Source organism: Paenibacillus sp. J22FR21, assembly GCF_056269135.1.
The window spans coordinates 448489-473972 of sequence record NZ_JBWDNJ010000001.1 but is presented as its reverse complement, the minus strand read 5'-3'; the positions used below and the strand labels follow the sequence as shown (position 1 = coordinate 473972).

At 50.9% G+C, this 25484-nt stretch carries 22 protein-coding genes; 1 reads left to right on the top strand and 21 read right to left on the bottom strand.

From position 1 onward, the window contains the following. Positions 1–1159: 1159 nt before the first annotated feature. Positions 1160–1492 (bottom strand): DoxX family protein, encoded by a 333-nt coding sequence (locus AC0YNS_RS02335; RefSeq protein ID WP_475779431.1) that lies wholly within the window; start codon positions 1490–1492, stop codon positions 1160–1162. Positions 1493–1838: 346 nt separating this feature from the next. Next, on the bottom strand, positions 1839–2606 hold the full coding sequence (locus AC0YNS_RS02330) for a glycoside hydrolase family 73 protein (protein ID WP_475779430.1): 768 nt from the start codon (positions 2604–2606) through the stop codon (positions 1839–1841). Between the two features lie 174 nt (positions 2607–2780). Between AC0YNS_RS02330 and AC0YNS_RS02325 the strand changes: the two genes are divergently transcribed. Further along, positions 2781–4181, top strand: a complete 1401-nt coding sequence (locus AC0YNS_RS02325) for a hypothetical protein (RefSeq protein WP_475779429.1) — start codon at positions 2781–2783, stop codon at positions 4179–4181. A gap of 264 nt (positions 4182–4445) precedes the next feature. Here the strand turns inward: AC0YNS_RS02325 and AC0YNS_RS02320 are convergent, their stop codons facing one another. The 19 genes from AC0YNS_RS02320 to bshA form a co-directional block, all read right to left on the bottom strand. Continuing rightward, on the bottom strand, positions 4446–4925 hold the full coding sequence (locus AC0YNS_RS02320; protein ID WP_475779428.1) for a Fur family transcriptional regulator: 480 nt from the start codon (positions 4923–4925) through the stop codon (positions 4446–4448). Between the two features lie 142 nt (positions 4926–5067). Beyond that, positions 5068–6186: a CDP-glucose 4,6-dehydratase gene (rfbG, locus tag AC0YNS_RS02315; RefSeq protein ID WP_475779427.1), complete on the bottom strand. Its 1119-nt coding sequence runs from the start codon at positions 6184–6186 to the stop codon at positions 5068–5070. Positions 6187–6386: 200 nt separating this feature from the next. After that, positions 6387–7229, bottom strand: a complete 843-nt coding sequence (locus tag AC0YNS_RS02310) for a DnaD domain protein (RefSeq protein WP_475779426.1) — start codon at positions 7227–7229, stop codon at positions 6387–6389. Positions 7230–7253: 24 nt separating this feature from the next. Then, the gene (asnS, locus tag AC0YNS_RS02305) at positions 7254–8549 is read right to left on the bottom strand and encodes an asparagine--tRNA ligase (protein ID WP_475779425.1); all 1296 of its coding nucleotides are present in this window, start codon (positions 8547–8549) and stop codon (positions 7254–7256) included. A gap of 51 nt (positions 8550–8600) precedes the next feature. Beyond that, positions 8601–9800 (bottom strand): acetate/propionate family kinase, encoded by a 1200-nt coding sequence (locus AC0YNS_RS02300; RefSeq protein WP_475779424.1) that lies wholly within the window; start codon positions 9798–9800, stop codon positions 8601–8603. After that, on the bottom strand, positions 9797–10672 hold the full coding sequence (locus AC0YNS_RS02295; protein WP_475779423.1) for a 3-hydroxyacyl-CoA dehydrogenase family protein: 876 nt from the start codon (positions 10670–10672) through the stop codon (positions 9797–9799). Before AC0YNS_RS02295 ends, AC0YNS_RS02300 begins: the two co-directional genes overlap by 4 nt. An 87-nt stretch (positions 10673–10759) precedes the next feature. Next, positions 10760–12280, bottom strand: a complete 1521-nt coding sequence (locus tag AC0YNS_RS02290) for an AAA family ATPase (protein ID WP_475779422.1) — start codon at positions 12278–12280, stop codon at positions 10760–10762. Beyond that, on the bottom strand, positions 12273–12809 hold the full coding sequence (locus tag AC0YNS_RS02285; RefSeq protein ID WP_475779421.1) for a hypothetical protein: 537 nt from the start codon (positions 12807–12809) through the stop codon (positions 12273–12275). The genes AC0YNS_RS02290 and AC0YNS_RS02285 overlap by 8 nt, the downstream gene beginning before the upstream one ends. Before the next feature lie 152 nt (positions 12810–12961). Continuing rightward, complete coding sequence (locus tag AC0YNS_RS02280; protein WP_475779420.1) at positions 12962–13483, bottom strand: cell wall elongation regulator TseB-like domain-containing protein; 522 nt, start codon at positions 13481–13483, stop codon at positions 12962–12964. Next, positions 13483–14784 carry an amidohydrolase gene (locus AC0YNS_RS02275; protein ID WP_475779419.1) on the bottom strand — a complete coding sequence of 434 codons (1302 nt, stop codon included), beginning with the start codon at positions 14782–14784 and terminating at the stop codon, positions 13483–13485. Before AC0YNS_RS02275 ends, AC0YNS_RS02280 begins: the two co-directional genes overlap by 1 nt. Then, positions 14765–15421: a redox-sensing transcriptional repressor Rex gene (locus tag AC0YNS_RS02270; RefSeq protein WP_475779418.1), complete on the bottom strand. Its 657-nt coding sequence runs from the start codon at positions 15419–15421 to the stop codon at positions 14765–14767. Before AC0YNS_RS02270 ends, AC0YNS_RS02275 begins: the two co-directional genes overlap by 20 nt. After that, on the bottom strand, positions 15418–18336 hold the full coding sequence (gene dinG, locus AC0YNS_RS02265; protein WP_475779417.1) for an ATP-dependent DNA helicase DinG: 2919 nt from the start codon (positions 18334–18336) through the stop codon (positions 15418–15420). Before dinG ends, AC0YNS_RS02270 begins: the two co-directional genes overlap by 4 nt. A 24-nt stretch (positions 18337–18360) precedes the next feature. Further along, positions 18361–19155 (bottom strand): tetratricopeptide repeat protein, encoded by a 795-nt coding sequence (locus AC0YNS_RS02260; protein ID WP_475779416.1) that lies wholly within the window; start codon positions 19153–19155, stop codon positions 18361–18363. Between the two features lie 128 nt (positions 19156–19283). Continuing rightward, positions 19284–19667, bottom strand: coding sequence for an aspartate 1-decarboxylase (gene panD / locus AC0YNS_RS02255; RefSeq protein ID WP_090976662.1), 384 nt, complete (start codon positions 19665–19667; stop codon positions 19284–19286). Further along, positions 19582–20550, bottom strand: coding sequence for a pantoate--beta-alanine ligase (panC, locus tag AC0YNS_RS02250; protein ID WP_475779415.1), 969 nt, complete (start codon positions 20548–20550; stop codon positions 19582–19584). Before panC ends, panD begins: the two co-directional genes overlap by 86 nt. Next, positions 20547–21509: a 3-methyl-2-oxobutanoate hydroxymethyltransferase gene (panB, locus tag AC0YNS_RS02245; RefSeq protein WP_475779414.1), complete on the bottom strand. Its 963-nt coding sequence runs from the start codon at positions 21507–21509 to the stop codon at positions 20547–20549. The genes panC and panB overlap by 4 nt, the downstream gene beginning before the upstream one ends. Before the next feature lie 406 nt (positions 21510–21915). Then, the gene (locus tag AC0YNS_RS02240; RefSeq protein WP_475779413.1) at positions 21916–22893 is read right to left on the bottom strand and encodes a biotin--[acetyl-CoA-carboxylase] ligase; all 978 of its coding nucleotides are present in this window, start codon (positions 22891–22893) and stop codon (positions 21916–21918) included. After that, positions 22890–24233 carry a CCA tRNA nucleotidyltransferase gene (locus AC0YNS_RS02235; RefSeq protein WP_475779412.1) on the bottom strand — a complete coding sequence of 448 codons (1344 nt, stop codon included), beginning with the start codon at positions 24231–24233 and terminating at the stop codon, positions 22890–22892. The genes AC0YNS_RS02240 and AC0YNS_RS02235 overlap by 4 nt, the downstream gene beginning before the upstream one ends. Positions 24234–24277: 44 nt before the next feature. Next, positions 24278–25438, bottom strand: a complete 1161-nt coding sequence (gene bshA / locus AC0YNS_RS02230) for an N-acetyl-alpha-D-glucosaminyl L-malate synthase BshA (RefSeq protein ID WP_475779411.1) — start codon at positions 25436–25438, stop codon at positions 24278–24280. Positions 25439–25484: the final 46 nt, after the last annotated feature.

Sequence of the window (25484 nt, the reverse complement as noted above, 5' to 3'; positions counted from 1 at the left end):
TACGGCATGCCATTACGTTGATCATACCGCATAAATGCCTGGATGCGAACAAATTTCAGCTGATTTCAGCGACTTTTCAGACTCCTTTATTACTTCAACGCATATACGGAGTGTAGCTTTATTGCTGTAACGCGTTTTCTCAAAAAAGTTTCTTCATTATATATAGCGTTTTTTGCATGTTTCAAAACGGAAAACGTTAACCCAATCCGGTACAGTGAGAAGCTAACGGTTCATTGGCTCCTAAGTGAGTGATGGAATTATTCCGTTTTAAAATTTTCACGCAACTCCAATCCAGACCTTGGCGTTGAACAAAAAAATGAGGCTGTACTATTGTGAATAGTACAGCCTCAGGTTGCAGAGAAACTTAAGTTTGATCAAAACGGCGGGGCACACTACCCCCTCCCCCCGCGATGGATGCTGAGAGTTCGATTTGGCGACTCTCAGCGAGCAAACTAACCCCAATCCCTGCGCATCGGATGCTGAGAGTGCAGAATCTGAACTCTCAGAGCTAAAACCTCGCCATTATGATGCTGAGAGTTCGATTTGGCGACTCTCAGCTGCGGTCTCCTAACTCTAACGAACCGTGGAGGCCTTATAAGGCCGAATTTCACGCCTCCGAAAATCTAACGAACCGTAGGGGCGCTATTAGGGTGAAACGACTCCAAAATGCGCAAGGCCAAATAAGACCCGTACCGTTCGTTAGAACTTTCCGCACTCCTGAAATGCTCAGGCAGCAGCCCCTTCGGGACTTTCTCAGGCTGCCGAGACTTTCCCGAACATCCAAAAATAGGCTGCCGATTCAAAGATCGGCAGCCTTTGAATAGTACAGCCTCAGGTTGCAGAGAAAACGGCCTCACTCAACAGTCTATTTTGTAACGGTTGTGACAGCGCTTATTTGGCATAAAAAACCTCATTATTTTTTCTAACGGTTGCCACCAAGCTTATTTGGACACATTTCAATCCAAAATCCACCATTGGCAGTATATAAGCTCTGTCACAACCGTTAGCGTTTTAAAAGTCGACTTTTTCATGAAATAAGCACGCTGGCAACCGTTACAAATTTAACTATCGTGTCTGGCTCGGGCAGCGGAAGAACCTCAGGCTGTACTAATGAATAATACAGCCTGTTATATCTAATCAAACCCTTTAAATACAAGGATTAAATATTGATAAGTAGTACAACGATTCCCAAAATGAACAAAATGATAGGCATCATCATTTTGTTTGCCGCATCCTTCACTTTAATATGCGTAACGATAGCACCCAGCATGGTTACAACAATTAACCAACCGCCCCACACAGCTAATTTTTCACTCCAAATCCCTGCAATAAGCAATGCTGCGGTAATGATCTCAACGAAACCTGTAAATACCCTAAATCCTGCCGAATACCCGTAACGCTTGAATTCTTCAACCATTTGAGATCCGAACTTCATAAATCCAAACATCAGAAAGCCAATACCCAGTACAATTTGAAGAATGATTGAAAACACTTAACTCTCTCCCTTTACCCTAATGTATTTTATCCTATTATTATTTATCTTATATTTAGGATATTTATTATCCTATCATTAGGATTTATTTACGTCAAGGATAATTTCGTTTAACGAGCAAGTGAGACAACAAAAAAACCACGATGAATGTCCATCGCGGTGTATCTGATAGGGCTATAGATCAGGTAAAAAAAATCCGGGGCCCCATTGCTGGGGCCCCTTTCATGGGAGAGGAGAAACCGGACGAAGAGCTTATGGGGAAACGTAAGTCTTCTCCGCGGTTGTCTACGGCATCTCGCGACGCCGATATCTTAAGAATGCCCAGTTCAGGCGAATATATACATCGTTAAATCAATTTCTTCCTGTGCAGCACGGAAAGTAAACGGTAAAAATCATAGCTGCCGCCTTTTGGCGTATCGATCAGTTTCGATTTCACTGCTGCATCGACAGCGTCTTTCGCCCAATCAGGCACGGTATCCATTTCATTGCTGGCATCGATTTTAAGTGCCCATAATTGCAGCTCTTTTAATGCATTCGTCTGGTCTAGCAGCGCGATTTTGAGTTGATCATGGTCTGCCTTTAGCTTCAAGGCCATTCTCTGCAGCTCATCGAATGCCTTCTTCTCCTCTGCAGTCATCGGTTCATCCCCTTTGCTCTTGTAGTCATATTGCGTCAAGCTGCTCCCATTGATAATAGCAGTCAATTTACTCGCATAATCGGGATCTGTCGCATAGCCGCATGCAAGCAGCATCTGGACTTGTTCAAACGGCGTCTTAGCCATCCGCACTCGCTCATATCGGCTGCGTGCAAATAACAAATCCTGGTCCTTATAGAAATCGTAAATGCTATCATAAGCGCGGAATGTCGCCGTCAACGTAACTCGTTTACCGTCAATGACTTCCCATGTTCGTTTGTCCACGATCGCGCCTTTCCAATAACCATTGGGCACGCCTGATCCCACTTTATAACCTGCAAGGTTATTCCAGTAAGGAATATTGCCCCCTGTTTCCAACCAACTTTGGGCTAACCGGACGGATGGAAATATAGGCGATCCTTCTGCATAAAGCCGCTTCGCAACTGGGAGCAGCAGGTCAAAAAAGGATTGTTTGTCCATCTAGACACGACACCTCCCTACCATTTCGATCTTGCAACCTATTAACATATATATGAGATTCGCATCAGCTTGGTCACCGGCAATCGTCCCAGGCCCGTACAGCAGCCAGGATGAACGCCTAATTAGCCGCCTGCATACGATATAGGCAGCAGCCTCTGGAAAGGGTGATGGTTGGTGGAATTGCATTTAGCTCCAATACACTGGGTGTATCTTGCCTTTATCGTTTTTATTTTGGGTGTGCTGATCAAAAGACGAGATACGACGCTCGTTTGCGTGGTCGGCATCTTTGCGCTTGGCCTTATCGCAACTGAAAGCTTGAGCGATTCGGTGAGTGGTATTTTTAACAGCTTTATCTATGCAACGAAGGAGCTGCTCGGCACGATTTTCATCATCTCGATCATCGTTGCGATGAGTCGCATCTTGATTATTACCGGCATCAACGAAGTGATGGTAGAGCCGCTTACGCGTTTCTTACGCACACCTGCTCTCGCTTTCTGGGGAATCGGATTGATTATGATGGTGACCTCGTGGTTTTTCTGGCCTTCCCCCGGCGTAGCGTTAATCGGAGCTGTATTGCTGCCTGTTGCCGTCCGTGTTGGACTTCCGGCGCTTGGTGCTGCGATGGCGATGAACCTGTTCGGTCATGGCATTGCATTATCCGGTGATTATATCATCCAAGGTGCGCCGAAGCTGACCGCCGACGCAGCCGGGTTATCCGTTACCAGTGTCATGCAAGCCAGTGTGCCGCTAGTCATTGTGATGGGAGTAGTGACCACGCTTACAGCTTTCTGGATGATGCGCAGAGATATGCGTACAGGCAAGTGGAGAGACGGACTGATTGCGGCAAATACGAATCCCGTGAATTCGTTAACCGAAGATCGGGTCAACATGCCAATGACATGGAAGAAGACGCTTGCCATTCTCATTCCCCTCTTGTTTATTGTCGATGTCGTGGCGATGTTCGTGCTCAATCTCCAAGGTGGAGATGCGACGGCTTTAATCGGAGGCACAGCCGTGTTTATTCTGATCCTCGTCACGATGCTGGCCCATCGCAACAAAGGATTGGAACAGACGACCGCGTACCTTATCGAGGGCTTTCAGTTTGGATTCAAAGTATTTGGACCCGTTATTCCGATCGCGGCCTTCTTCTACTTGGGAGATTCGGCGTTTACCGAATTGTTCGGCGGCGGGCTGCCGGAAGGATCGCATGGCATAGTGAATGACCTGGGGGTGGCACTCGCCAATCACGTACCGCTTAATCAAGCAATCGGGTCCGTTACGCTGGCTGTCACCGGCGCCATTACCGGCCTTGACGGCTCCGGCTTCTCGGGGATATCGCTTGCCGGCTCGATTGCGCAGCTCTTCGCATCGGCAATCGGCTCCGGTGCGGCAACGCTCACTGCACTCGGGCAGGTTGCTGCCATATGGGTCGGCGGAGGCACTTTGATTCCGTGGGCACTCATTCCCGCTGCTGCAATTTGCGGCGTTGATCCGTTCGAGCTCGCTCGCCGCAACTTGAAGCCGGTCTTATTCGGGCTGGCCGTGACGACAATCGTCGCCATGTTCATCGTGTAAGTAAATAAGTCATAACCGGCTGATGATCAACCGGTTATGCCTTTTTATTATGCTTTGACAAATGCTGGCCATCCCACTTAAATGTGCGAATTACCACTTGGCTACGGCGACGGAATGACGCCGCTCTTCGTTCATTGGAGCAATTAATCTCCTATCCGATCGATCAGGTTATTTGCTACCATGGCGGTTTGTTCCGCGGAGATGTCCAAGCCCAGCTCAGATCCTTGATTGCCTAATAAAAAACGGGAGCCGGATACATGAACATCATGTACCCGATTCCCGCTGACAGACTTCACAGACGCCATAAACTTCAAATCGGTGATTCATAATCTTGAATGAACCCGGCAAATCGAGCGACTGGTCCATCGGACAATACTCGAATGTAAGTGTCTTCTCGCAATTGATGCAAATCAAGTGATGATGATGATGAGACAGGCAGCTCACGCGGAACTTCAAGCCCCCATCCATAAAATAAAACTGCTCCAGCGCTCCCATCTCACTCAGCAGACGCAAATTACGATAAACCGTATCGAAGCTCACGCTCGGATACGCGCGCGACATATGGTCATATACGTCCTTCGGAGACAAATACCCCTCCGTCTTCGCGAAAATCTCTGCCAGCTCTCGGCGCTGCTCGGTAATGCGCCAGCCGCTTTGCGACATGATCTCAATCATTTGCTTGACCGTATCTTGCGATTTATGAGCATCCGAATGGTTATGAGTATGGGAATGAAGTTCTGACATCGATAAACGTCCTTCCAATATTCCGAAGGTTCACGCTGTTACAGCTGCAATTTCGGAAGTGATATTCTTAGTTTAGCATATTTCGAAAGTATGACATAGCATGAAAGAGAGCAGCCAAGCGGCTGCTCTCTTCACGACCTATTCATAAACGCGTTTCATATTGCACAATCTGCGAAACGCTGACATCGCGCATCGGTGCGCCTTGCAACCAAGCCGCGTACCAGTCTGCCGTAAGCTGAGCCGTGAGCTGCGCATCCCATCGGGGCCGCCAGCCAAGGCGAGAAGCAGCTTTCGTCGTGTCGAGCAGCATCGGCGGCGCTGCCGCATCCGCCTGCTGCCGCTGCCTCGAGGCGCCTGCGGTCCCGCCAGCAGGCACCGACGCTGCCGGCTGGCCGCCGAGGCGAGCGCGCAGCGCCTCGGCCAGCCAGGCCGAGGTCCGCGCTTCGCATGTGCGCGGACCCAAGTTCCACGCCTCGGCGAAGTCACCGCCGCCGCCGCCGGGCGGGAACAGCCGCTGCGCGAGCGCGAGGCAGCCCGCGAGCGCTTCAAGCACGTGCAGCCATGGCCGGAAGCCGCTCGGCCATGGCTGCTGGTCCTGGAGCGCTGCGCGCTCGCCGGCCGCGGCGCGCACGCAGTCCGGCACGAGGCGGCCGCTCGCGAAGTCGCCGCCGCCGATGAGATGGCCCGCGCGGACAGTCGCGACCGCGGGCCCGTCAGTGCTTCCGGCGAAGTACGCGCGCCGGAAGGCGGACACGACAAGCTCCGCGCATGCTTTGCTCGCGGAGCCGGGCTCCGCTCCGCCGAGGCCGTCGGCTTCGCGGTAGCCGAGCACCCAATCGCGCGGCGCGTAACAATCCGCCGCGGTCATAGCCACTACAGCGCGGATCGGGTGATCCTCGTGTACGATACGCACCGCATCCAGCAGCGCAGCTGTCCCAGCGACATTGACATCAAAGATTTCAACCGTGCTGTGCTTCCCTTGATGTTCGGATTGCCCTGCCAAATGAAAAACCACCTCCGGCTTCGCATCCCTCAATGCGGCCGTAAGCTTCTCGGTATCCCGTATATCGCCTCTCGTCCACGGTATGATGTGCTCAAGTCCACACAGACGGTACATCGACGGCGTAGTCGGCAATTCATCGCTGTAGCCTGTTACAACCGCCCCTAAGCGGTGCAGCCATAAGCTAAGCCATGTTCCCACAAAACCCGTATGCCCCGTCACAAACACCTGTCTACCTTGCCAAAACGAATAATCCGGCATCGCTGTCCTGTCATCCTCTCCACTTTCCTAGGGTGAAGCCTACTCACACAGCTATGACAACAGCTTATGCAACTTCGCCCTATTTCGTTTGCGGACAAGCGGCTACCCCGCATCTCACATCTAACCCCGCTACACGCTACTACGTCGTATCACCTTCTACTTCCATCCACTCTCCATAAACACGCAAAAAAAACCGCAGGTCATGAAGACCCGCGGCCACCGCGAAATTTCTGTGTATGTGCTTTTGCCTCATCGGTGTTGGTCACCCGGTTGCGGCTCCATTCAATGAGAATGCGGTCGATATAGCGAAAATGCAGCTTACCGGCAAAGACGGATTCCTTAAGTGCGAATCGGATCAACTCGTCCGGATAACGATCTTGATCCACCCAGGCGCTGATCGTCTCGCATTCCATCGGAGACAACGGTCGGCCGAATTCTTGCTCGAATACAGAAAATAAATCCGATTGCTTCGGCCACTCGCCTGCGATACCGGCACCGGCACTGGCATGTACTCCGCCAGCACCTGCTCCTACACCGCCGGAACCCGCTCCACCAGCTATATATCCACCTGATGCTCCTAAACCCGCTCCTGCGCCGGAAACCACTCCAATTCCGGAACCAACCCCGACGCTCGCAGCACGCTGCAGCTCCCGATCATTCTCAAACGACAATCGCGCCTCTTCGGCCAACCATTCCGCGCTGCGGATAATGAAGCCGTTCCAGTTGTAGCGTTCAAATTGCATGCCGCTCACCGGGTCGATTTCCTCATCGATGGCGAGCAGCTCTTCCTTCATCAAGCGGCTGAGCAGCTGATGCGCTGCATTAGGCAGAATGCCAAGCCGCTCGGCCAGCTGCTCTGGCGTAGGGAAATCTACGCCTTCGACCTGACGGTACGTCATAAGCTGCAGCATAAGCAGCATCTCCGTATCCGTTAGCCCAATGCCGCGATAAGCACGGAGCAGACCGGCCGGCACCACGACGCCGCCGCCGTTCATGGCGGCAGCCATTCCGCGTGCGTAGGCCTTCCACATTTCGGTTTTCACCGTTCGTCCTCCCTCCCCTTGCGCTTACGGATACAGACGGTACAGCAAACGAGGGAACGGAATCGTTTCACGCACATGCTCCAAGCCGCAGATCCATGCCACTGTACGCTCTAGCCCCAGTCCGAAGCCGGAATGCGGCACTGTGCCGTATTTGCGCAGGTCTAGGTACCATTGATACGCTTCCGTTGACAATTCATGCTCAGCGAAGCGTTCTGCCAGCAGCTCCGGATCGTCGATCCGCTGCGAACCGCCGATAATCTCGCCATACCCTTCAGGCGCAATCATATCCGCACAAAGGACAACCTCCGGACGGTTCGGATCCGGCTTCATATAGAACGCTTTGAACGATGCTGGATAATGGGTGATGAACACCGGTCGATCATAGCTCTCCGCGATTGCCGTTTCATGCGGCGCCCCGAAATCTTCGCCCCACTGAATTTCATGCTTGTTCTCCTGCAAGAAATCGATCGCCTGGTCATACGTAATACGCGGGAATGGCGCCACGATGTTCTCCAGCTTGCTGATATCGCGGCCAATCGTTTCAAGCTCCTTACGGCAGTTCTTAACGACATTTTGCACCACGAAAGAAACGAATTGCTCCTGCACGCGCAAGTTTTCTTCATGATCCACGAACGCCATCTCGGGTTCGATCATCCAGAACTCGATCAAGTGACGGCGAGTCTTCGACTTCTCTGCACGGAATGTCGGGCCGAAGGAATACACTTTGCCAAGCGCCATCGCTGCGGCTTCCATGTACAGCTGACCGCTCTGCGTCAAATAAGCATCCTCGTCAAAATATTTCGTGTGGAACAGGTTCGTCGTGCCTTCGCAAGAAGAAGGCGTCAGAATCGGCGGATCCACGAGCGTAAATTGACGATCGTCAAAGAACTGCTGAATCGAGCGGATAATTTCCGCACGAATAACGAGAATCGCCCGCTGCTTCGGCGAACGCAGCCACAGGTGACGACGATCCATCAAGAAGTCGACGCCATGCTCCTTCGGCGTAATCGGATAGTCTTGCGCAATTTGGATAACTTCGATATCTTCAACGGTTAGCTCGTAACCGGACTGACTGCGCGGCTCCTCACGCACAATGCCTTTCACGTAAAGGGAGCTCTCCTGCGTCAATTCCTTCGCGGAGTTCCAAATTGTTTCCTCGATTTCACTCTTTACAACAACACCTTGCACATAACCTGTTCCATCGCGCAGCTGTAGAAATTGGATTTTACCGCTGGAGCGTTTCCCGTTCAGCCAGCAGCCAATCCATACGGATTGTCCGGCAAAATCCTTCAATTGTCCGATCGTCGTTAATGTTTTCATCGTTTATTTCCGCCTTTCCGTCTATACGGATCTTCATATTCATTAAACCATCTATTCTTTCACGATCTCATACGTATCTCTTGCAATTAATAGCTCTTCATTCGTCGGAACGACTAGCACACTGACGCGTGAGTCATCCTTCGTAATGTACCGCACTTCTTTGGACCGCTCTGCGTTGCGATCTTCGTCGAGCTCGATACCGAGGAAAGTCAGCTGCTCGCATACCGCTTTACGGACGGCAACGGAATTCTCGCCTACACCGGCTGTAAACACGACTGCATCCAAGCCATTCATACCGGCCGCATAGGCACCGATATACTTGCGAAGGCGGTAGGTGTACATATCGAAAGCCAGCTTCGCATGCTTATCGCCATCTTCCATCGCGGTCACGATTTCACGCATATCGCTGCTGATGCCGCTAATGGCCATGAGTCCGCTATGCTTATTGAGCATGGAGTTCACTTCATTCAGCGTCAGCTCTTCTTTGTTCATCGTAAATGGCACGATTGCCGGATCCAAATCCCCGCTCCGCGTCCCCATCATCAACCCTTCAAGCGGCGTTAATCCCATACTGGTGTCAAAGGACTGTCCATTCAGAATGGCCGCGCAGCTGGCGCCGTTTCCGATGTGGCAAGTTACGATCTTCAGCTCATTGAGCGGCTTGCCCAGCTTCTGTGCAGCTAGTTTACTCACATAGTTATGCGAAGTGCCATGGAAGCCATAACGCCTGATTTTGTGGCGGCGGTACAGTACCATTGGAATGGGATACAGAAACGTCTCTATCGGCATGGATTGGTGGAACGCCGTATCGAATACGACAACCTGCGGCACGTCCGGCAGGTTCAATTCAACGGCAGTAATGCCCATCATCGCCGGCGGATTATGAAGCGGCGCCAAGTCGAACAAGCGCCTGATTTCTTTCTTCACATCAACGGTGACGAGGGTAGACTGTTTGAAGCTCTCGCCGCCGTGGACGACCCGATGACCAACGGCCTTGATTTCATCCAACGATTTCAATACGCCATGTTCGCGGTGCACCAATATGTTGCTGACTTTGCGGACAGCTTCATTATGATCGAGAATTTCACTAACCCGATTCACCTCAATACCGTCTGTCGGTTCATGGGTCAGAATCGAATCATCCATGCCAATCCGCTCTACGCGGCCTTGGGCGAGAACCGATTCATCCTCCATGTTGTACAGCTGATATTTCAACGAAGAGCTGCCTGCATTCATAACGAGAATGATCATACTCGGCCTCCATCTTTATCGTAGCTGAAGAAGCCGGCGCCGCTTTTCACGCCGAGCTGCCCGCCTCGCACCATTTTCTTCAGAATGAAGGATGGCCGGTATTTGAGCTCCCCGTATTCTCGGAACATCCGCTCAAGCGCCGCGAGCACCGCGTCGAGACCGAATCGATCCGCCATCTCGAACGGTCCGTGCTGGAACGAATAGCCGATTCGCATAGCGCTGTCAATATCGTCAGCCGAGGCGACTCCTTCCTCAAGCACGTGCAGCGCCTCATTTATGAACAGGCAGATAAGCCGCGTAGTGACGAAACCGGGCGACTCGAACACCATGACGCCTTTCTTATGTATCGTTTCCTCAACAAAATGTTTGGTTTGCTCGAAGGTTTCATCTGAGGTTCTGAGACCGCGCACGATCTCTACCAAATCCGTCTTACTGACCGGATAGACGAAATGCATGCCGATTACACGCTCCGGATGATTCGTCACACTTGCAAGCTCGGTTAAGCTTAGTGTTGACGTATTGCTCGCCAGAATAACCTGCGGCGCGCAAATGTGATCCAGCTGCTTGAAGATGTCCAGCTTGCTGTCCACATCCTCCGTAATCGTCTCAATGACAAGCTCGCATTCAGCCAAATCGGAGAACTTCTCCATCGGATGAATCCGGTTCATAACCAGCTTCTTCTCCGCTGACGTAAGCGCCCAACGCTCCATCTGCTTGTCTAAGCTTTGTTCAATCATATTGATCGCATGATCCAATCGTGTTTGGTCTTGTTCTACTATGTAGACCTCAAGACCGTTAAAGGCCAGCATTTCACAAATGCCCTGCCCCATCGTACCGGCGCCAACGACGCCTGCTTTACGTACCGCTGTCAACGTTCACACCTCCATAGTTCTGTGTCTATTATACATATTTTTAAATCAAATAAGAAGGCGGAGGGGCTCCGCCTTCTTCGTCATCCATTATTGTGCTGCGAGCAGCTGTTCCTCTGAAACGACCTGGCCAAGTAAAGAACGGAAGCGGTCACCGCTCAACGTTTCTTCATTGGTCAGCACCTTCAGTGAGGACGTAAACACTCCACGATTACTCTCCAGCATGCGTTTCACACGTTCCATAAGCTCATTTAAGATACGTCCGTTCACATCCGCCCACTTGTCGGGCGTCATCATCGAGCTGTCGATAATGCCAAGATCGGTAAGACCTGATTCCACCATAGAACGAACGATACTCATCGCCTGATCGAAATCTCCTCTGGAGCCTGTGCTGCGTCCGCCATAGAAGATCTCTTCCGCTGCAGCTCCGCCTAACGCAATCATAATCTGACCTTCCAAGAACGGCTTCGTATACAAATACTTATCCTGCTGCGGGTTATGACGTACATAACCCAGCGCCTGTCCTCTAGGCAGCAGGGCTACCTGGGAAACACTGCCCGGACGTATGAGTTCCGCTGCAATCGCATGGCCCAATTCGTGCAAAGCCACACGTTCACGCTCTTCACTCGTCGCTTCGCGATCCGTGCGTTCACCCATCATCACTTTATCAATGGCCATGGATAGATGACGTTGGCTAATCACTTCGCCTTCTTCACGCATTGCATAGATGGCAGCTTCATTCATGACGCTCTCCAGCTGTGCGCCGGAGAACCCGAAGGACTCTTCCGCAATCTTATCGAGGTTTACTTCCTCGGTATGGAGCGGTTTGTTCTGCGCATGGATATTAAGAATATGCGAGCGGCCTTTCTTATCCGGCAAATCAACGGCGATATGACGATCGAACCGGCCGGGACGAAGCAGTGCACTGTCCAGCATTTCCTTTCGGTTCGTCGCGCCGATCAACAGAATACGCGGTGTATCCGACGTATGGATACCGTCAAGCTCAGTTAAGAGCTGATTCAGCGTTTGGTCATACTCGCGCTGCTGTCCGCCGTCGCGTTTTCCACCGATAACATCGATCTCATCAATGAAAATAACGGCACTTTCCTTGTTCTGCTTAGCCGCCTTCTGGCGGGCTTCCTTGAACAATTCGCGGATACGGCTTGCGCCGACGCCGACATACATTTCAACAAATTCAGAACCGGATGCGGCCACATAGATCGAATCCGTATAATGAGCTGCCGCTTTCGCCAGCAGCGTTTTCCCTGTTCCCGGAGGGCCTGTAAGCAAAATGCCCTTCAGTGGTCGAATACCGAATTTCGAAATTTGATCGACATGAATCAGAAAATCAAGCGCTTCGACGAGCTCCTGCTTCGCTCGGTCCTGACCGCCGATTTGGTCAAACGAAAGCGGCTTCGTCACTCTCGCCTTTCCTCTGCTTCCACCGCCTACTGTAGCCAAATTCCCACGTGACTTCGCCATGTAGAGCAATCCACCGACAATAACAGCAAGAAAAACAAGTGGAATGGTGTTTACACCTACATAAAACTGCAGAAATAAGATAAAAACCGGCACGAAGCCGATCGCCATTTCTTTCCCATACTTAAACATTCGGCCACGCTCCCAACGTATTTGGCGTACGAGGCAATAGGATGTACTTCTCCGATTTACTGTCTTTTAACGTAATATAGACATTCGTATCATCCATTTCAGATACTGCAGTAACACCGGCGTTTTGGCTCTGGATTTGTTTCAAGGTTGCCGGAATATCCGCGTAATTGCGATGCTCCATGGCTTGGGCGACATCGAAGAGCATCGTCGACCAGATGTCATCCAGCTGCTTTGACGTCTTGTCATTACGAATATCAAGCATAAGCTCACGATTCCCGATCATGTTATCGCCTTTCGTAGCGATCGTATCGTACACGTTCCGCAGATTTGCATCACGGTCCAGCTTTAAATCGATCGTAACCGAGCTGCGACTGATTACCGGCTCTCCTTCTATCACTCCAGGTGTTTCGGCAACTATGCGTTCAAGCGGCTCAATCGTCGCCACATTACGGTGTATATACCAACCGCCTACTAATAATCCGGCAGAAATAACTGCAGTAATAATGGCTGGAAGTAAACGTATTTTCATAGCAAAAAGCCCCCTTCATCGAACAATTTGCGCTGCACTTTCGTCTATCACTTGCTGCTATACGAAAGTATATCACAACCTGCAGATACAGAGGGCGTGTAATAAAAGGGAACTATGGTCGATCTTACTGCATGTTGATTATCGTTCTACTCCTACCTTGCAGGAAGCTTATACGTAATCAAGAACACGCCATCGCGGAAGCGATAAAACTCGTAATAATGATTCGTCACGCCGGCTTGATCACGGGAATAGAATACTTCCCAAACCGGCTCGCCACCGAATAGGCCGAGCTTTAAGTGTGAGATGGCAGCGTCCGGCTTCCCAAGCAGAAACCGTTCCTTCATCTCGGATTTAGCAATACCTTCATTCTCTCGCAGCGTAATGGACTCATTCTGCTTCAGCCATACATATGTAGTATCGCCATTATGGTCCTTTCCTTTTACGACCCAGACCGGTTCGTCCCAAACATAATGATAAGAGTTGTCCACGCTGCTGAGACTGCCGCGATCCTTCGCTTCGGCTTCTGCAGCTTGTTCTTCCTTCCAAACAGGAGTCTGCACAGACCGGTAATACCAGTTTAGCGCAATCAAGATAAGAATGATCACGGTGGCACTAAGCGCAATCCAGCGGCCTGCTGACATTACCGGCGGTCTTTTGCGTCGATTAGCACGCATTAGCTGGAGAGCAGCCTTTCGAAGCAGCGCTGCGCCTCAGCGCGAATTTGTGCTTCATCCAGGAAGACACATTCGCCTTGCTTCACGACTTGAACGCCATCAACCCATACATGAACAACGTCGCGGCCTGATCCGGAATACACGAGGTGGGAGACAATTTCAGTCTGTGGATAGAAATGCGGCTGTTCGATATTCAAAGCGATAAAGTCGGCCTTCATACCCGGTTTAAGTGCGCCTAAGCGCTCCTCCTGCCAAATCGCTCGTGCGCCGTATACGGTACCAAGCTTAAGCGCTTCCCATGCCGGAACTGCAGTCGGATCGCCGGAGATCCCTTTGTGAATCAATGCTGCCAACCGAATTTCATCGAACAGGTCCAAATTATTATTGCTTGCCGCACTGTCCGTCCCAAGCGATACGGTTACGCCGGCTTTCATCAGATCCGGTACACGCGCAATGCCGCTCGCAAGCTTCAGGTTGCTGGCAGGGTTATGGGAAACACTTACGCCACGCTCGGCAAGAAGCGCGATCTCTTCATCAGTTAAATGAACCGCATGCGCGACCAAAGCCGGACGGGAGAAGAAACCAAGCTTGTCCAAGTGCTCGACAGGCCGGCAGCCGTAATCATTGACATTGAACTGCACTTCCGCAGCCGTTTCCGACATATGTGTATGAAGCGGCAGATCCAGTTCGTTCGCAGCTTCTACGATACGAGCGATATAATCCGGAGGACATGTATATGGAGCATGCGGTGAAAGCATCGTACGAATACGGCCGTTTGCTCTTCCGTTCCACTCTTGCGCAAATTGCTTTGCTTCATCCAGCTTGGCAGTTTGCACGTCCGGCGGGCAAAGTCCAATTACACCGCGAGTAAGCAGGCCGCGCATACCGGATTGCTCTACAACCTCAGCTACGATGTGCATCCGATCATACATATCGACGAATGTTGTCGTTCCGGATTTCAGCATCTCGGCAACGGCCAGAGCAGTCCCCCAGCGAGCATCCTCATCCGTATATTTGCCTTCCATCGGCCACATCTTCTGCTCGAGCCATACTTGCAGCGCTTCGTCATCGGAATAGCCGCGGAGAAGTGACATTGCAGCATGTCCATGCGTATTGATTAAACCTGGCATGAATACCAGCCCTCGTCCATCTATACGTTCAGCCCCTGCCGGAATCGGGTCCGGCGCTTGCTCATCCAGATACAGAATGGTATCGCCTTCCACGACCATATGGCCCTTCAATACGGGACGCTGCTCGTCCATCGTGACAAAAGTACCGTTCTCAATCCACAACCGTTTCATTCTCGTCGTCCCCTTCTTCATCCAAGTAATACGCTAAGCTCATCAGCTCAGTAGTGAAATTCGCATAATGGATACGCACATGCTCCTGCACTCTGAGAATCGTAGGAGCAAAATTCAAGATGCCATCAACGCCGGCCTCGACGAATTTATCTGCTACATTTTGCGCTTCAATTGCAGGTACTGTAATGATTCCTATGCGGATATTGAGTTCAGCGACCGTTTCTTTCAGCTTATCCATCGACATTACAGTCAACCCATTAATGGAAGCACCCACCATAGAAGGATGAACATCGAAGACGGCAGTGATTTTCATATTATCCTTCAGATACGTATTATAGTTGCAGAGTGCTCGTCCTAAGTTCCCGGCTCCGACCAGCCCTACATTCAGCGGCTGGTCCAGCTTTAGAATTTGACGGATTTTCTCGATCAAATAAGTGACATCGTAACCGATCCCTTTTCGGCCAAAATCGCCAAAGTAAGCGAGATCCTTCCGGATTTGTGCCGGATTCAGATCCAGCTTATTGCCAAGATCTTGTGATGAAACCGTCTGAACATCCCGCATGTTCAGATCGTTCAAGACCTGCAGATAAACCGGTAGTCTGCGAACGACCGCCTCGGATATTTTCATCGGCTTCATTTCTCCACCTCTTCTTCACTTGGAGTTGAACTTGGACTTGGTGCAAGCCATTCGCGTATGCGAGGAACAATTTGCTCTAAATGCATATGCTCGATCTTCGGCCCCGGTAGGGAATACAGAAAATATTTGCCATAATACGTATCAATCACTCTGGTATCGTAGATAAGAACAATGCCGCGGTCCTTACCGGTCCGCACAAGGCGGCCAAAGCCCTGCTTGAAGCGAATTACCGCCTGCGGGATGGAAAGCTTCATAAACGGGTTCTGCTTCTGCTCCTGCAGCAATTCAGACTTTGCTTCCACCAGCGGATGGTTAGGCGGCTGGAATGGAAGTCTGACAATCGCCAGACAGGTCAATGCATCACCGGGAATGTCTACGCCTTCCCAGAAGCTGCTTGTTCCAAGCAGAACAGAAGCTTGCTGCTGTTGAAATCTTCTGGTTAGTTTGCTGCGATTGCTGCTGTCAATTCCCTGTCCCAGAACATGAATTCCGGTTGGCGCCAGCGCTTCCTTGAGCGGATCATAAACCTGCTTCAGCATCCGATAGGACGTAAACAGAACGAGCATACGACCTTTTGTCTCAATCGCCGCCTCTGTCAATGACTTTACCAGCATATCATTGAACTGTGGATCTCCTGCGGCACCTTTCAGTACAGGGAAGTTACGCGGGATAATGACCAGCGCTTGTTCTCTGTAATTAAACGGTGACGGCAGTTGAACCGTCTTCAGGCGTCCCTGCTCCTCATCTTTGGTTAGACCCAGCTGCTCACATGCATATTGGAATGATTTCTGAACGGATAAGGTCGCTGAAGTGAGAATGACGCTTTTCTTAATATCGAAGAAATAAGTACGCAGCTGGCTGCTCACATCCGCAGGTACAGCGTATAGCTGAATCGATTTGGCTCTTGAATTGCTGTTCGCTTCAAGCCAGTATACGGTATCGGTCTTATCTGCTTTCATGAATTGTCGCAAATCATCTCTGGCCCGGGACAGGTCTTTGATCGTGCCGCTTAAGTCCGTCACCAATGCGGCGATGCCGGGATCATCGATCTCTTCTTTAATGGCTGCAAACACTTTATCGAGAGGACGAATGATTTGGCTTAAGTATCCGTTAATCGCTTCCTCAATGAGCTGTGCATCCGACCAATAATCCGGCAGCTTGCCGCTGCGGAGTCTGAGCACGAATTGCCCGGTTTCCCCGCTAGAGCCATCCCCTGTGCTCTTCGTACCTGGAGCACCGTTGCCCATCAGCGTGTACAGCATTTCAAACAAGCGATCCCACTCATCACGCAAGTCGCCGAACACCGGAACAACTTCATCGATTTCCTCGCGCCATTTCTGGGTTTTCTCGACGTCCTCGTTCGCCAATCTGCTCTTAAGCGCAATCAACTGGCCATTGCGTGCATCTTTGCAGAGTCTTAGTACCGGATGCTGGACGGAATAATAGGAAACCTGCGTACCCAAATGTTTGCCTGCGACCTCTTCCAAATGATGGGCTTCATCAAGGATGAGATGCTCATATCCCGGAAGCAATCGATGATCCGCTCGTATATCCGTGAAAAGCATCGAATGATTGGTAATAACGACATCCGCAATATTGGCTTCCTGCTTCGCGCGATGATAATAGCAGCGTTTGAACCAGGGACAGGCACGATTGAGACAGGAGTCGGTGTCACTGGCAACCGTTCCCCAGAAATCAGCACCCCGATTGCCAAAATTAAGCTCTTCCTGATCACCGTGATTCGATTCACTCAGCCATACGACCATCTGCGAAGCCGTAATTCGATCCTCTGCCGGTGAAGCGAAATCACGCATATTTACTTTACCTTCAAACTTGCGTAAACATAAATAATTGCCGCGTCCCTTAAAGACGGCGGCTCGGAATGGATAAGGCATGACAGCCTGCAGCAGCGGCAGATCGCGTGCCCGCAGTTGTTCCTGCAGGTTAATCGTGTGCGTGCTGACGACTATCTTCTGATTGTGCTGGACACCATAGTACAGAGCCGGGATGAGGTAGCCCAGCGACTTTCCTGTGCCTGTACCTGCCTCTATGAGCAAATGACGCTCCTCTTCCAGCGCATCAATCACTTCTTGGAACATCATGTTTTGCGGTTCTCGCTCTTCATAACCAGGAACAAGGGCGGCAATTTCGTTCTTGATATGCGTCAGAAATTGCGGGAACGTCCAGTCCGTCACAGACGTTCCGGATTCCTCGTCCATGTTCTCCCTTGGATGCTGTTCCTCTGACCAATCGCCGGCTTTCATGGCAAATTGACGGAAGTAATGATAAGCATCGGGATCGATGGACGTTTGCGTTTCTTTCATGAAGGCCATCTGAGAAACGTACCATCCTAAATCATCCAAGTCATCGCCGAGCAGGTTCGCCAGACGCTGCAGCGTTAGCAGCGGTAATCCCTTCAGCTTGTTATAGCAAATGCTGAACAGTTCCGCTGTTGCCATCGCATCGCTGTCCGCGCGGTGATGTTGGTTATGTTCAATTCCGAAAAATTCAGTCACCGAGCCCAGCTGATAAGTCGTTAAGGTAGGATAAAGAATGCGCAATAAATCAATCGTATCCAGTCGTCTTCCGTCAAAAGGCAAATAACCGCAGCGATCCAGCGCCGAATTGAGAAAGCCCGCATCAAAGCCGACATTGTGAGCAACGAGAACGGCGTCGCTGAGCATGGGTATGAGCTCAAGCAGTACCTCATCCAGCTCCGGCGCATTCGCAACCATTGCTTCATCAATGCCGGTTAGCTGCGTTATGAACGGTGGAATCGCAATCGTCGGTTTGACGAACGTACTGTAAGAATGAACAACGTTTAGTTCTTCATCCAGCAGCACAAGACCTACTTGTATCATTTCATCACCGGCACTATGACCGGTCGTTTCCAAATCCAGTACGGCATAATTCATCCGGTAAGTATCCTCTCACAAAAACTAAAGCTGGCCACTCCCGAATAAAAGGGATAGCTGGCCTGCATGCTGCTCGCATGACTTCATATTCGACAATGGATCCATAAAATTAGGATCTGCTTCATGGGCCTTCTCAAAGTAGACGGCCGCCTGTTCTAAATTCATGCGGACAGCTTGTATGCAGCCCAAGGCGTTAAGGCCAAGCGCCTTCCACTTCGGATGCTCGGTAACTTCTACAAGCAGCTGAAAGTGACGCTGAGCTTCATGCCATTCCTGCAAATGCATGCATGTCATGCCCAGGAACAGCCGTGCACGATTATCGTCCGGCGATCTTCTGACCGCATCTTGAAAATGCTTAAATGCATCTTTAAACATAAATAATTTAAAATAGCCTTGGCCTTTGGACATCGCCTGCTGCATCTCGAACGCGGCATCATCATCGAAATCATCGCATGGAACCGACTTCTCGATAGCTGCAGCCACGGGGGGATTCCCTTTGCTTGCTGCAGCAGGCTTCTGCTGCTGGAGGGGCGGTGCAGGGACAGCCGAGATGGTCTTCGGATAACCGGATGCAGGCGCTGTCGGCTTCGGAGGTGCTTGGCCAGTACTGCTGCCTTTCGAATGTGCCAGCTGCAGATCTCGGAAATCCGCCATCTTCTCTTCAAATTGCAGCCATTCCTCGATAAAGGTATCGCTGAATTGTTTCAGGGAGGACAACTGATCATCAAGCTGCTTGCGTTGTGCGCCGTTTGCGTGCGGATAATGGATAATAATTTCTTCGAGCATTTCCTGCATGGTAGCAAATACATGTTTGAACATATCGTCGCACCCACCTTCACGCCAGGATAGAAGTGAATTTGTTATGCTCATTCTTTGCCCCCGCACTGCTTTTCATACTCTGTCCCAGACGTTTCACAGCGCTGGCATCAAGTCGGGCAGATGCCGGTTTACAAAATAGTGGAATGCAATTCCTGCTCAAGCATTTGAACAGGCTTGTTTCCTGCATCAAGGATGACAACCTTTGGTTTATACGTCCGAGCTTCTTCCTCGGTCATCATGCCGTATCCAATAATAATGACATTATCTCCGGGTTGTACGAGGCGTGCCGCTGCGCCGTTCAAACAGATCACGCCGGAGCCGCGCGGCCCTGTAATGACGTATGTTTCCAGGCGAGCACCGTTATTATTATTGACGATTTGCACTTTCTCATTAGCCCAAAGATCGGCAAGCTCCATCAAGTCCTCATCAATGGTGATGCTGCCCACATAATTGAGGTTCGCTTCCGTGACGGTCGCTCGGTGAAGTTTGGATTTCATCATCGTTCTGAACATTTGTGTCACCTCCGCCGAGTTGAAATAAACGATTGTCAATTAAGCGCGTACTGCCGAATTTGACTGCAAGCGCAATAATAATGGTTTGAGATAAAGCAGATAATTCCGTATTGGTACCTATAGGCGATAAATTCGGATAAGTAAGAAGTTCAGCATAATCAATCTCTGCGAACGGAACGGATCGAATCGAAGCCGCGATTAACTCAGACAGCTTCAGATGCGTCATTCCAGGCTGCTTGAGCCAGCTCTCAGCCGCTCTCAGCGTCTCGGACAGGATTACGGCCTGCTTGCGCTGATCGTCGCTTAGATACACGTTCCGCGAGCTCATGGCGAGGCCATCTGCTTCACGCACTGTTTCGCAGCGGACAATCTGAACCGGCATATTGAGATCATGCACCATCTGCTCAATGACCGCAACCTGCTGGGCGTCTTTCATGCCGAAATAAGCACGATTCGGTTGAACCAGATTAAACAGCTTGCTGACTACGATGCCGACGCCATCGAAATGGCCCGGTCGCGAGGCACCGCATAATCGTTCAGTCACCTCGGTAATCAGTACTTTGGTTAACGGTTTGGTCGGATACATCTCCTGAACGGTTGGCGCAAACAGCAAGTCAATACCATTTGCTTGAGCAAGGGCGGAATCCCGCTCCAAGTCCCTGGGGTAGCGGTCGAAATCTTCATTCGGTCCAAATTGAAGCGGGTTTACGAATATAGTTAAAACCGTATAATTGCATTCTTCACGTGCCCGCTTCATCAGGCTTGCATGACCTTCGTGCAGAAATCCCATTGTAGGAACGATCCCGATAAGCCCATCCGGCTTACTCTTACGCTGCTTCGCCAGGTGAGCTTTAAGCTCTTGAATCGTGGTACATATGATCATACAAGTCCGCCTCCTTTGACGGCATCTGCCGCAGGCTTCTCAGCCTGCTGGGAAGACACTGATGCCGCCGTTTCTCCTTTATCGGAGTTGGAAGCCGCACTTGCGTTTGCGTTTGAACCCGAGCCGTAGAGCTGCCTAAGCATTTCCTGCTCCATCGGGAACGCGTGCGCTTCCTGCGGGAATTCACGGGACTTCACCTCGGATACGTATGCGCCGATCGCGCTTCGGATCGTTGTTCCGAGGTCCGCATAGGTCTTGACGAACCGTTTCTCCCGGTATGGCGACGCATATTGCAATATATCGTGATAGACAAGCACTTGACCGTCACAACCGCGTCCTGCACCGATCCCGATGGTCGGAATCGAAAGTGCCGACGAGATGGCTTCAGCCAGCGGTTCCGTCACAAGCTCCAGCACGATACAGAATGCCCCGGCGGCTTCAAGTGCCTTGGCATCTTCGATAAGCTGCTGCGCTTCGCGTTCAAGCTTGCCTTGCACGCGATAACCGCCGAGCTGATGAACGGACTGCGGTGTAAGCCCGATATGCCCCATAACCGGAATGCCTGCTCTGACACAAGCGGCGACCTCATCCGCGATATCGGCGCCGCCTTCGAGTTTAACGGCATGCGCGTAACCCTCTTGCAGCAATCGGCCCGCATTGCGAAGCGTTGTCTCTTTGCCAAGCCGGTACGTCATGAATGGTAAATCCGCGACGATAAATGTATTTGTTGCACCACGAGCTACTGCTCTGGAATGATAAACCATGTCATCTAAGGTTACTGGAATTGTCGTATCATAGCCGAGCACTACGTTACCGAGTGAATCACCGACAAGAATAACATCAATTCCCGCTTCTTCGGCAAGCTTAGCCGAAGGATAATCATAGGCGGTCAGCATGGAAATCGGCTCGCCGCTTTGCTTCATTTTCTTAAGCTTCGTAATAGTCAACGGTTGTTTCATTGCTCCGTCCTCCTTCAGGGATTGGTCCGACTCCCTCTCGTGGATCTGTAAAGCTTAGTTTAAGCTTTCACGATCGCGGGTCGTCCTATGTGATCAACACAAAAAAACCTTCTAGCACCCGCTACAAAGGTCCAATCCAAAAAGGAACGTCCTGTTTCAAGGTGAAACGACTGCCACCGACCTATTGGCGGAGAAGCGTTTCAAGAAGAGCTTCCTTCTGTCTCGGTCCCTAACGGCTCAGAGCAGAATGCGCACTGCCTAACGATACATCCAATTCTATCCGCAAACTGAAAACTGAAGCTCCACTTTCCGGTGCAGTTCGTACGCGACGATACCACCCTTTAATGGAGCATGCTAGTAAGGCGAGTATATCAAAAAATCGATGCCGCGTCTATGAACCCTTCGCCTATCCTTGGGGCACTTGTTCGCTCGAAAATATCGGTACAATCGTCCCATCGCTCTTCTGTACAAGCAGCGCACCTTGCTCATTAAGTCCAACCGGTGTTGCAATGGTTTCGCCGCCTGAGAGAATCAGTCTTGTCGGCTTATTCAGCGTAACAGACAGCGCCTCCCATAACATTCGAATCGGACCAAAGCCGTCCTTCTGATAAATTGTATAAAGCTGCTCGAACTGTTCGAAGAAACCTGCGATAATTTCAGCCCGATCAAGCGGTCGACCAAGCTCGATCTGCAGCGAAGTTGCAATATCCAGCAGCTCCTGCGGGAAGTCCTCGGCTGTTAGGTTGACGCTAATCCCAATGCCGGCAATGACGTAACGCAGCCGTTCTTCCTCAGCGGTGGATTCGAGCAGAATACCGCTGATCTTCTTACCGCCAATCAGCAGGTCATTCGGCCATTTAATCCCGATATCGAGCGGGGACGCAATTGCTCTTAACGTGCGGCACAATGCCACGGCTGTCAGCAACGTCAGCTGTGGGGCAAAGTGCAAGGGCATTCCGGGTCTCAGAATAAAGCTCATATAAATGCCTTTACCCGATGGCGACACCCATTTGCGCCCTAATCGTCCTCTTCCGCTTGTTTGCTGCTCCGCGATCACCAGTGTGCCTTCTGCCGCACCTTCTTCTGCCAATCGCTGCGCTATATTTTGCGTGGAATCCACGGAGTCGAACATCCGGATCTTCTGGATGATCGAAGATCCCTTACTCTGCAGCTTCATGGTCAAATCCTGTGGAGTCAGCTTAGCGGGACGGCCTATTAATCGATAGCCCAAACGTCTTGATGCTTCTATTTGATAACCTGCTGCTTCCAGCTTCTTAATGTGCTTCCAAACCGCTGTTCGGCTGATTTGGAGCTCTTGACTTAGCAGTTCGCCTGAAAGGTACCCAGTCGATTGCTGCTCTAACAGCTCTAGTATACGATTCATGTTAACTCCTCTTGGACTCCCGATCTATGGTTATGGAGCAATGCCGCAGCTGCTGCCTGGAGCAAAGCTTGTTTGTCATTCGGAATATCTCCGGCAGCCACTGCTTGTAACAGTTCATTTAACAGACTGCCCAGCCAGGGCCCCGATGATTGCTTCGAGAAAGCAAGAATATCCGTTCCTTTGACGGCCAGCTCTCGGACTTTGGAAGCGGGAATGGCAGAGAGCCACGCTTGGAGCTGTTCTACTGGGATATTAGACATTCCTGCCTCTGCCGAAACAAGCTCAGGGATTGCTGTCCCTATTCGCAGCCACTGCTGTGCGGCTTGTTTACTGTATTGCAAAATAGTTCGAATCCATTCGCGACGTCCGGTATCATTCAATTGTAGATCAACCTGCAGCGCGGTATGAATGCCGATCACAGCCTTCAATTGTGTACTGCGAACTGTAGCATAACGGAGCCTGGCAAACAATTCGTCAGCTTGTCCTTGATTAAGCCGCAGCGACATGCAAAGAGCAGCCCAGCGATCCTCATCGGATTCCAGTCGAACCATGGTTTGTATAACGGCGGTTCTCCTACTGCCGGCAGATTGCATGGCTGTATCTTTGCGCTCCCGCTTATACTGTTCAGCAGCTTCTATCATGAGTTGCGGCAGCTGTTCCTTCGTATGCCGGAGCAGACCGCTTACCGCCAGATAGGCGGCTGCACGTGCAGGATCACTGCCGCTGATCATTTTGTCGAGCTCCAGGCCGATTCGTTCCATCGCTATGTGTGCAAGCAGTTGCTTATGGCGCAGTATCGCGCGCCAGGTCTGAGTCGCGATCCGCAGATCGAATGAGGCAGCAAAACGCAGCGCACGCACAATGCGAAGCGCATCCTCTTGCAGCCTAGCATCCGGATCGCCGACGCAGCGCAGAATGCCCTCGCGTAAATCCCGCTGCCCGCCAAATGGATCATAGATTGAACCGTTACTTCGCATCGCCATACTGTTTATGGTGAAATCACGCCGCAACAGATCCTCATCCAAGCTCTTCACGAATTGCACCTGCGCAGGCCGTCTGAATTTCTCGTAAACCGATTCCGTGCGAAACGTTGTCACCTCGTAGGTTATTCGTTCATGCACGACCGTTACCGTTCCATGCTGCAGGCCGGTAGGAATCGTGTGCGGGAATACCGCAATTACCTGCTCGGGAGATGCAGCGGTTGCAATATCAACATCCTTGAGCGTCCGACCCGTAATGGTATCGCGTACGCATCCGCCAACGAACACCGTTTCATGTCCTAAGCTTTCAAGGGTATGAAGCAAAGGGAGCGCCCTTGTCAGCGCATCACTCCACGACATCGGCACTCCCTCCTCATGTTTTGTTTATCGTTCATCCTGTTTCATTAATCGCAGACCGGTACCGGAATCTCAGCTTCAATGCCGAGCACCTTGTAATAAATGCGCTCGTATTCAGCCGTAATCAAATCGTTACAGAACTGACGGCGTGCCCGGTGAAGACAAGCTTCACGAACTTTGCGATACAGCTCTGGATTACGAAGCAATTGAATCGCGTTGGCAGCCATGCTGTCTGTATCGCCAATCGGCGATAAGTAGCCGGTTTCGCCATGCGTGACAAGCTCGGGAATGCCGCCGGCAATCGATCCGATCGTCGGAACGCCGCAAGCCATGGCTTCGAGTGCAACAAGCCCGAAGCTCTCTTTCTCCGAAGGCAGCAGCATGACGTCCGCAATTGAGATTACCTGCGCCACATCATCCTGTTTGCCGAGGAAATGAACCCGATCCTGCAGGCCAAGCTGACGAATGCGCTGCTGAACCTTCGGCAGATCCGGTCCTTCGCCGACAAGCAGCAATCGACTTGGTACTTCCTTTACTACCTTCGCGAAGATATCTACGACATCACTAAGCCGTTTAACCGGTCTGAAGTTGGAAATATGCATGAGTATCTTCTCGTCTTTACTTGCAAAGTCGCTTCGCAGCGAGCTGCATTCCCGCGGGTAATAGACGCGTTTATCGACAAAGTTATAGGTGAGCTCAATCGGTTTCGTAATATCGAGCAGATCGCGCGTTTCACAAATAAGATCTTTCGATACTGCCGTCACAGCATCACTCTTGTTAATGCCCATCCGGATCAAATCCTTGAGCGACTCATCCTGTGCAAGAACCGTGATATCCGTTCCATGCAGTGTTGTAACGGTCTTTAGATGATCGCCGACCATTTGCTTCGCCAAGAATGCACAGACGGCATGTGGAACCGCATAATGAACATGAAGGACATCCAATTGCTGATTTTTGACGACCTGCGCCATTTTGCTGGCTAATGATAAATCATATGGCGGATAACGGAACACGTAATAATCGTTTACTTCAACTTCATGATAAAAGATGTTTTTCTGGAATTGCCCAAGACGGAACGGAACGCTATGCGTAATAAAATGAATTTCATGCCCCTTCTCTGCAAGAAGCTTTCCAAGCTCCGTTGCAACAACGCCGGAGCCGCCAAGTGTCGGATAACAAGTAATCCCGATTTTCAAGCGTTTGGCCATGTCTTCCACCTCCTGTTGTACAACGCTATGGCTTAAGTAACGGATT

Excerpts from the sequence above, each read along its gene's own strand:
- AC0YNS_RS02330 (WP_475779430.1), bottom strand. The coding sequence starts at position 2,606 with ATGGACAAACAATCCTTTTTTGACCTGCTGCTCCCAGTTGCGAAGCGG.
- AC0YNS_RS02320 (WP_475779428.1), bottom strand. The coding sequence starts at position 4,925 with ATGTCAGAACTTCATTCCCATACTCATAACCATTCGGATGCTCATAAA.
- rfbG (WP_475779427.1), bottom strand. The coding sequence starts at position 6,186 with ATGCCGGATTATTCGTTTTGGCAAGGTAGACAGGTGTTTGTGACGGGG.
- asnS (WP_475779425.1), bottom strand. The coding sequence starts at position 8,549 with ATGAAAACATTAACGACGATCGGACAATTGAAGGATTTTGCCGGACAA.
- AC0YNS_RS02300 (WP_475779424.1), bottom strand. The coding sequence starts at position 9,800 with ATGATCATTCTCGTTATGAATGCAGGCAGCTCTTCGTTGAAATATCAG.
- AC0YNS_RS02290 (WP_475779422.1), bottom strand. The coding sequence starts at position 12,280 with ATGTTTAAGTATGGGAAAGAAATGGCGATCGGCTTCGTGCCGGTTTTT.
- AC0YNS_RS02285 (WP_475779421.1), bottom strand. The coding sequence starts at position 12,809 with ATGAAAATACGTTTACTTCCAGCCATTATTACTGCAGTTATTTCTGCC.
- AC0YNS_RS02280 (WP_475779420.1), bottom strand. The coding sequence starts at position 13,483 with ATGCGTGCTAATCGACGCAAAAGACCGCCGGTAATGTCAGCAGGCCGC.
- AC0YNS_RS02275 (WP_475779419.1), bottom strand. The coding sequence starts at position 14,784 with ATGAAACGGTTGTGGATTGAGAACGGTACTTTTGTCACGATGGACGAG.
- AC0YNS_RS02270 (WP_475779418.1), bottom strand. The coding sequence starts at position 15,421 with ATGAAGCCGATGAAAATATCCGAGGCGGTCGTTCGCAGACTACCGGTT.
- dinG (WP_475779417.1), bottom strand. The coding sequence starts at position 18,336 with ATGAATTATGCCGTACTGGATTTGGAAACGACCGGTCATAGTGCCGGT.
- AC0YNS_RS02260 (WP_475779416.1), bottom strand. The coding sequence starts at position 19,155 with ATGTTCAAACATGTATTTGCTACCATGCAGGAAATGCTCGAAGAAATT.
- panD (WP_090976662.1), bottom strand. The coding sequence starts at position 19,667 with ATGTTCAGAACGATGATGAAATCCAAACTTCACCGAGCGACCGTCACG.
- panC (WP_475779415.1), bottom strand. The coding sequence starts at position 20,550 with ATGATCATATGTACCACGATTCAAGAGCTTAAAGCTCACCTGGCGAAG.
- panB (WP_475779414.1), bottom strand. The coding sequence starts at position 21,509 with ATGAAACAACCGTTGACTATTACGAAGCTTAAGAAAATGAAGCAAAGC.
- AC0YNS_RS02240 (WP_475779413.1), bottom strand. The coding sequence starts at position 22,893 with ATGAATCGTATACTAGAGCTGTTAGAGCAGCAATCGACTGGGTACCTT.
- AC0YNS_RS02235 (WP_475779412.1), bottom strand. The coding sequence starts at position 24,233 with ATGTCGTGGAGTGATGCGCTGACAAGGGCGCTCCCTTTGCTTCATACC.
- bshA (WP_475779411.1), bottom strand. The coding sequence starts at position 25,438 with ATGGCCAAACGCTTGAAAATCGGGATTACTTGTTATCCGACACTTGGC.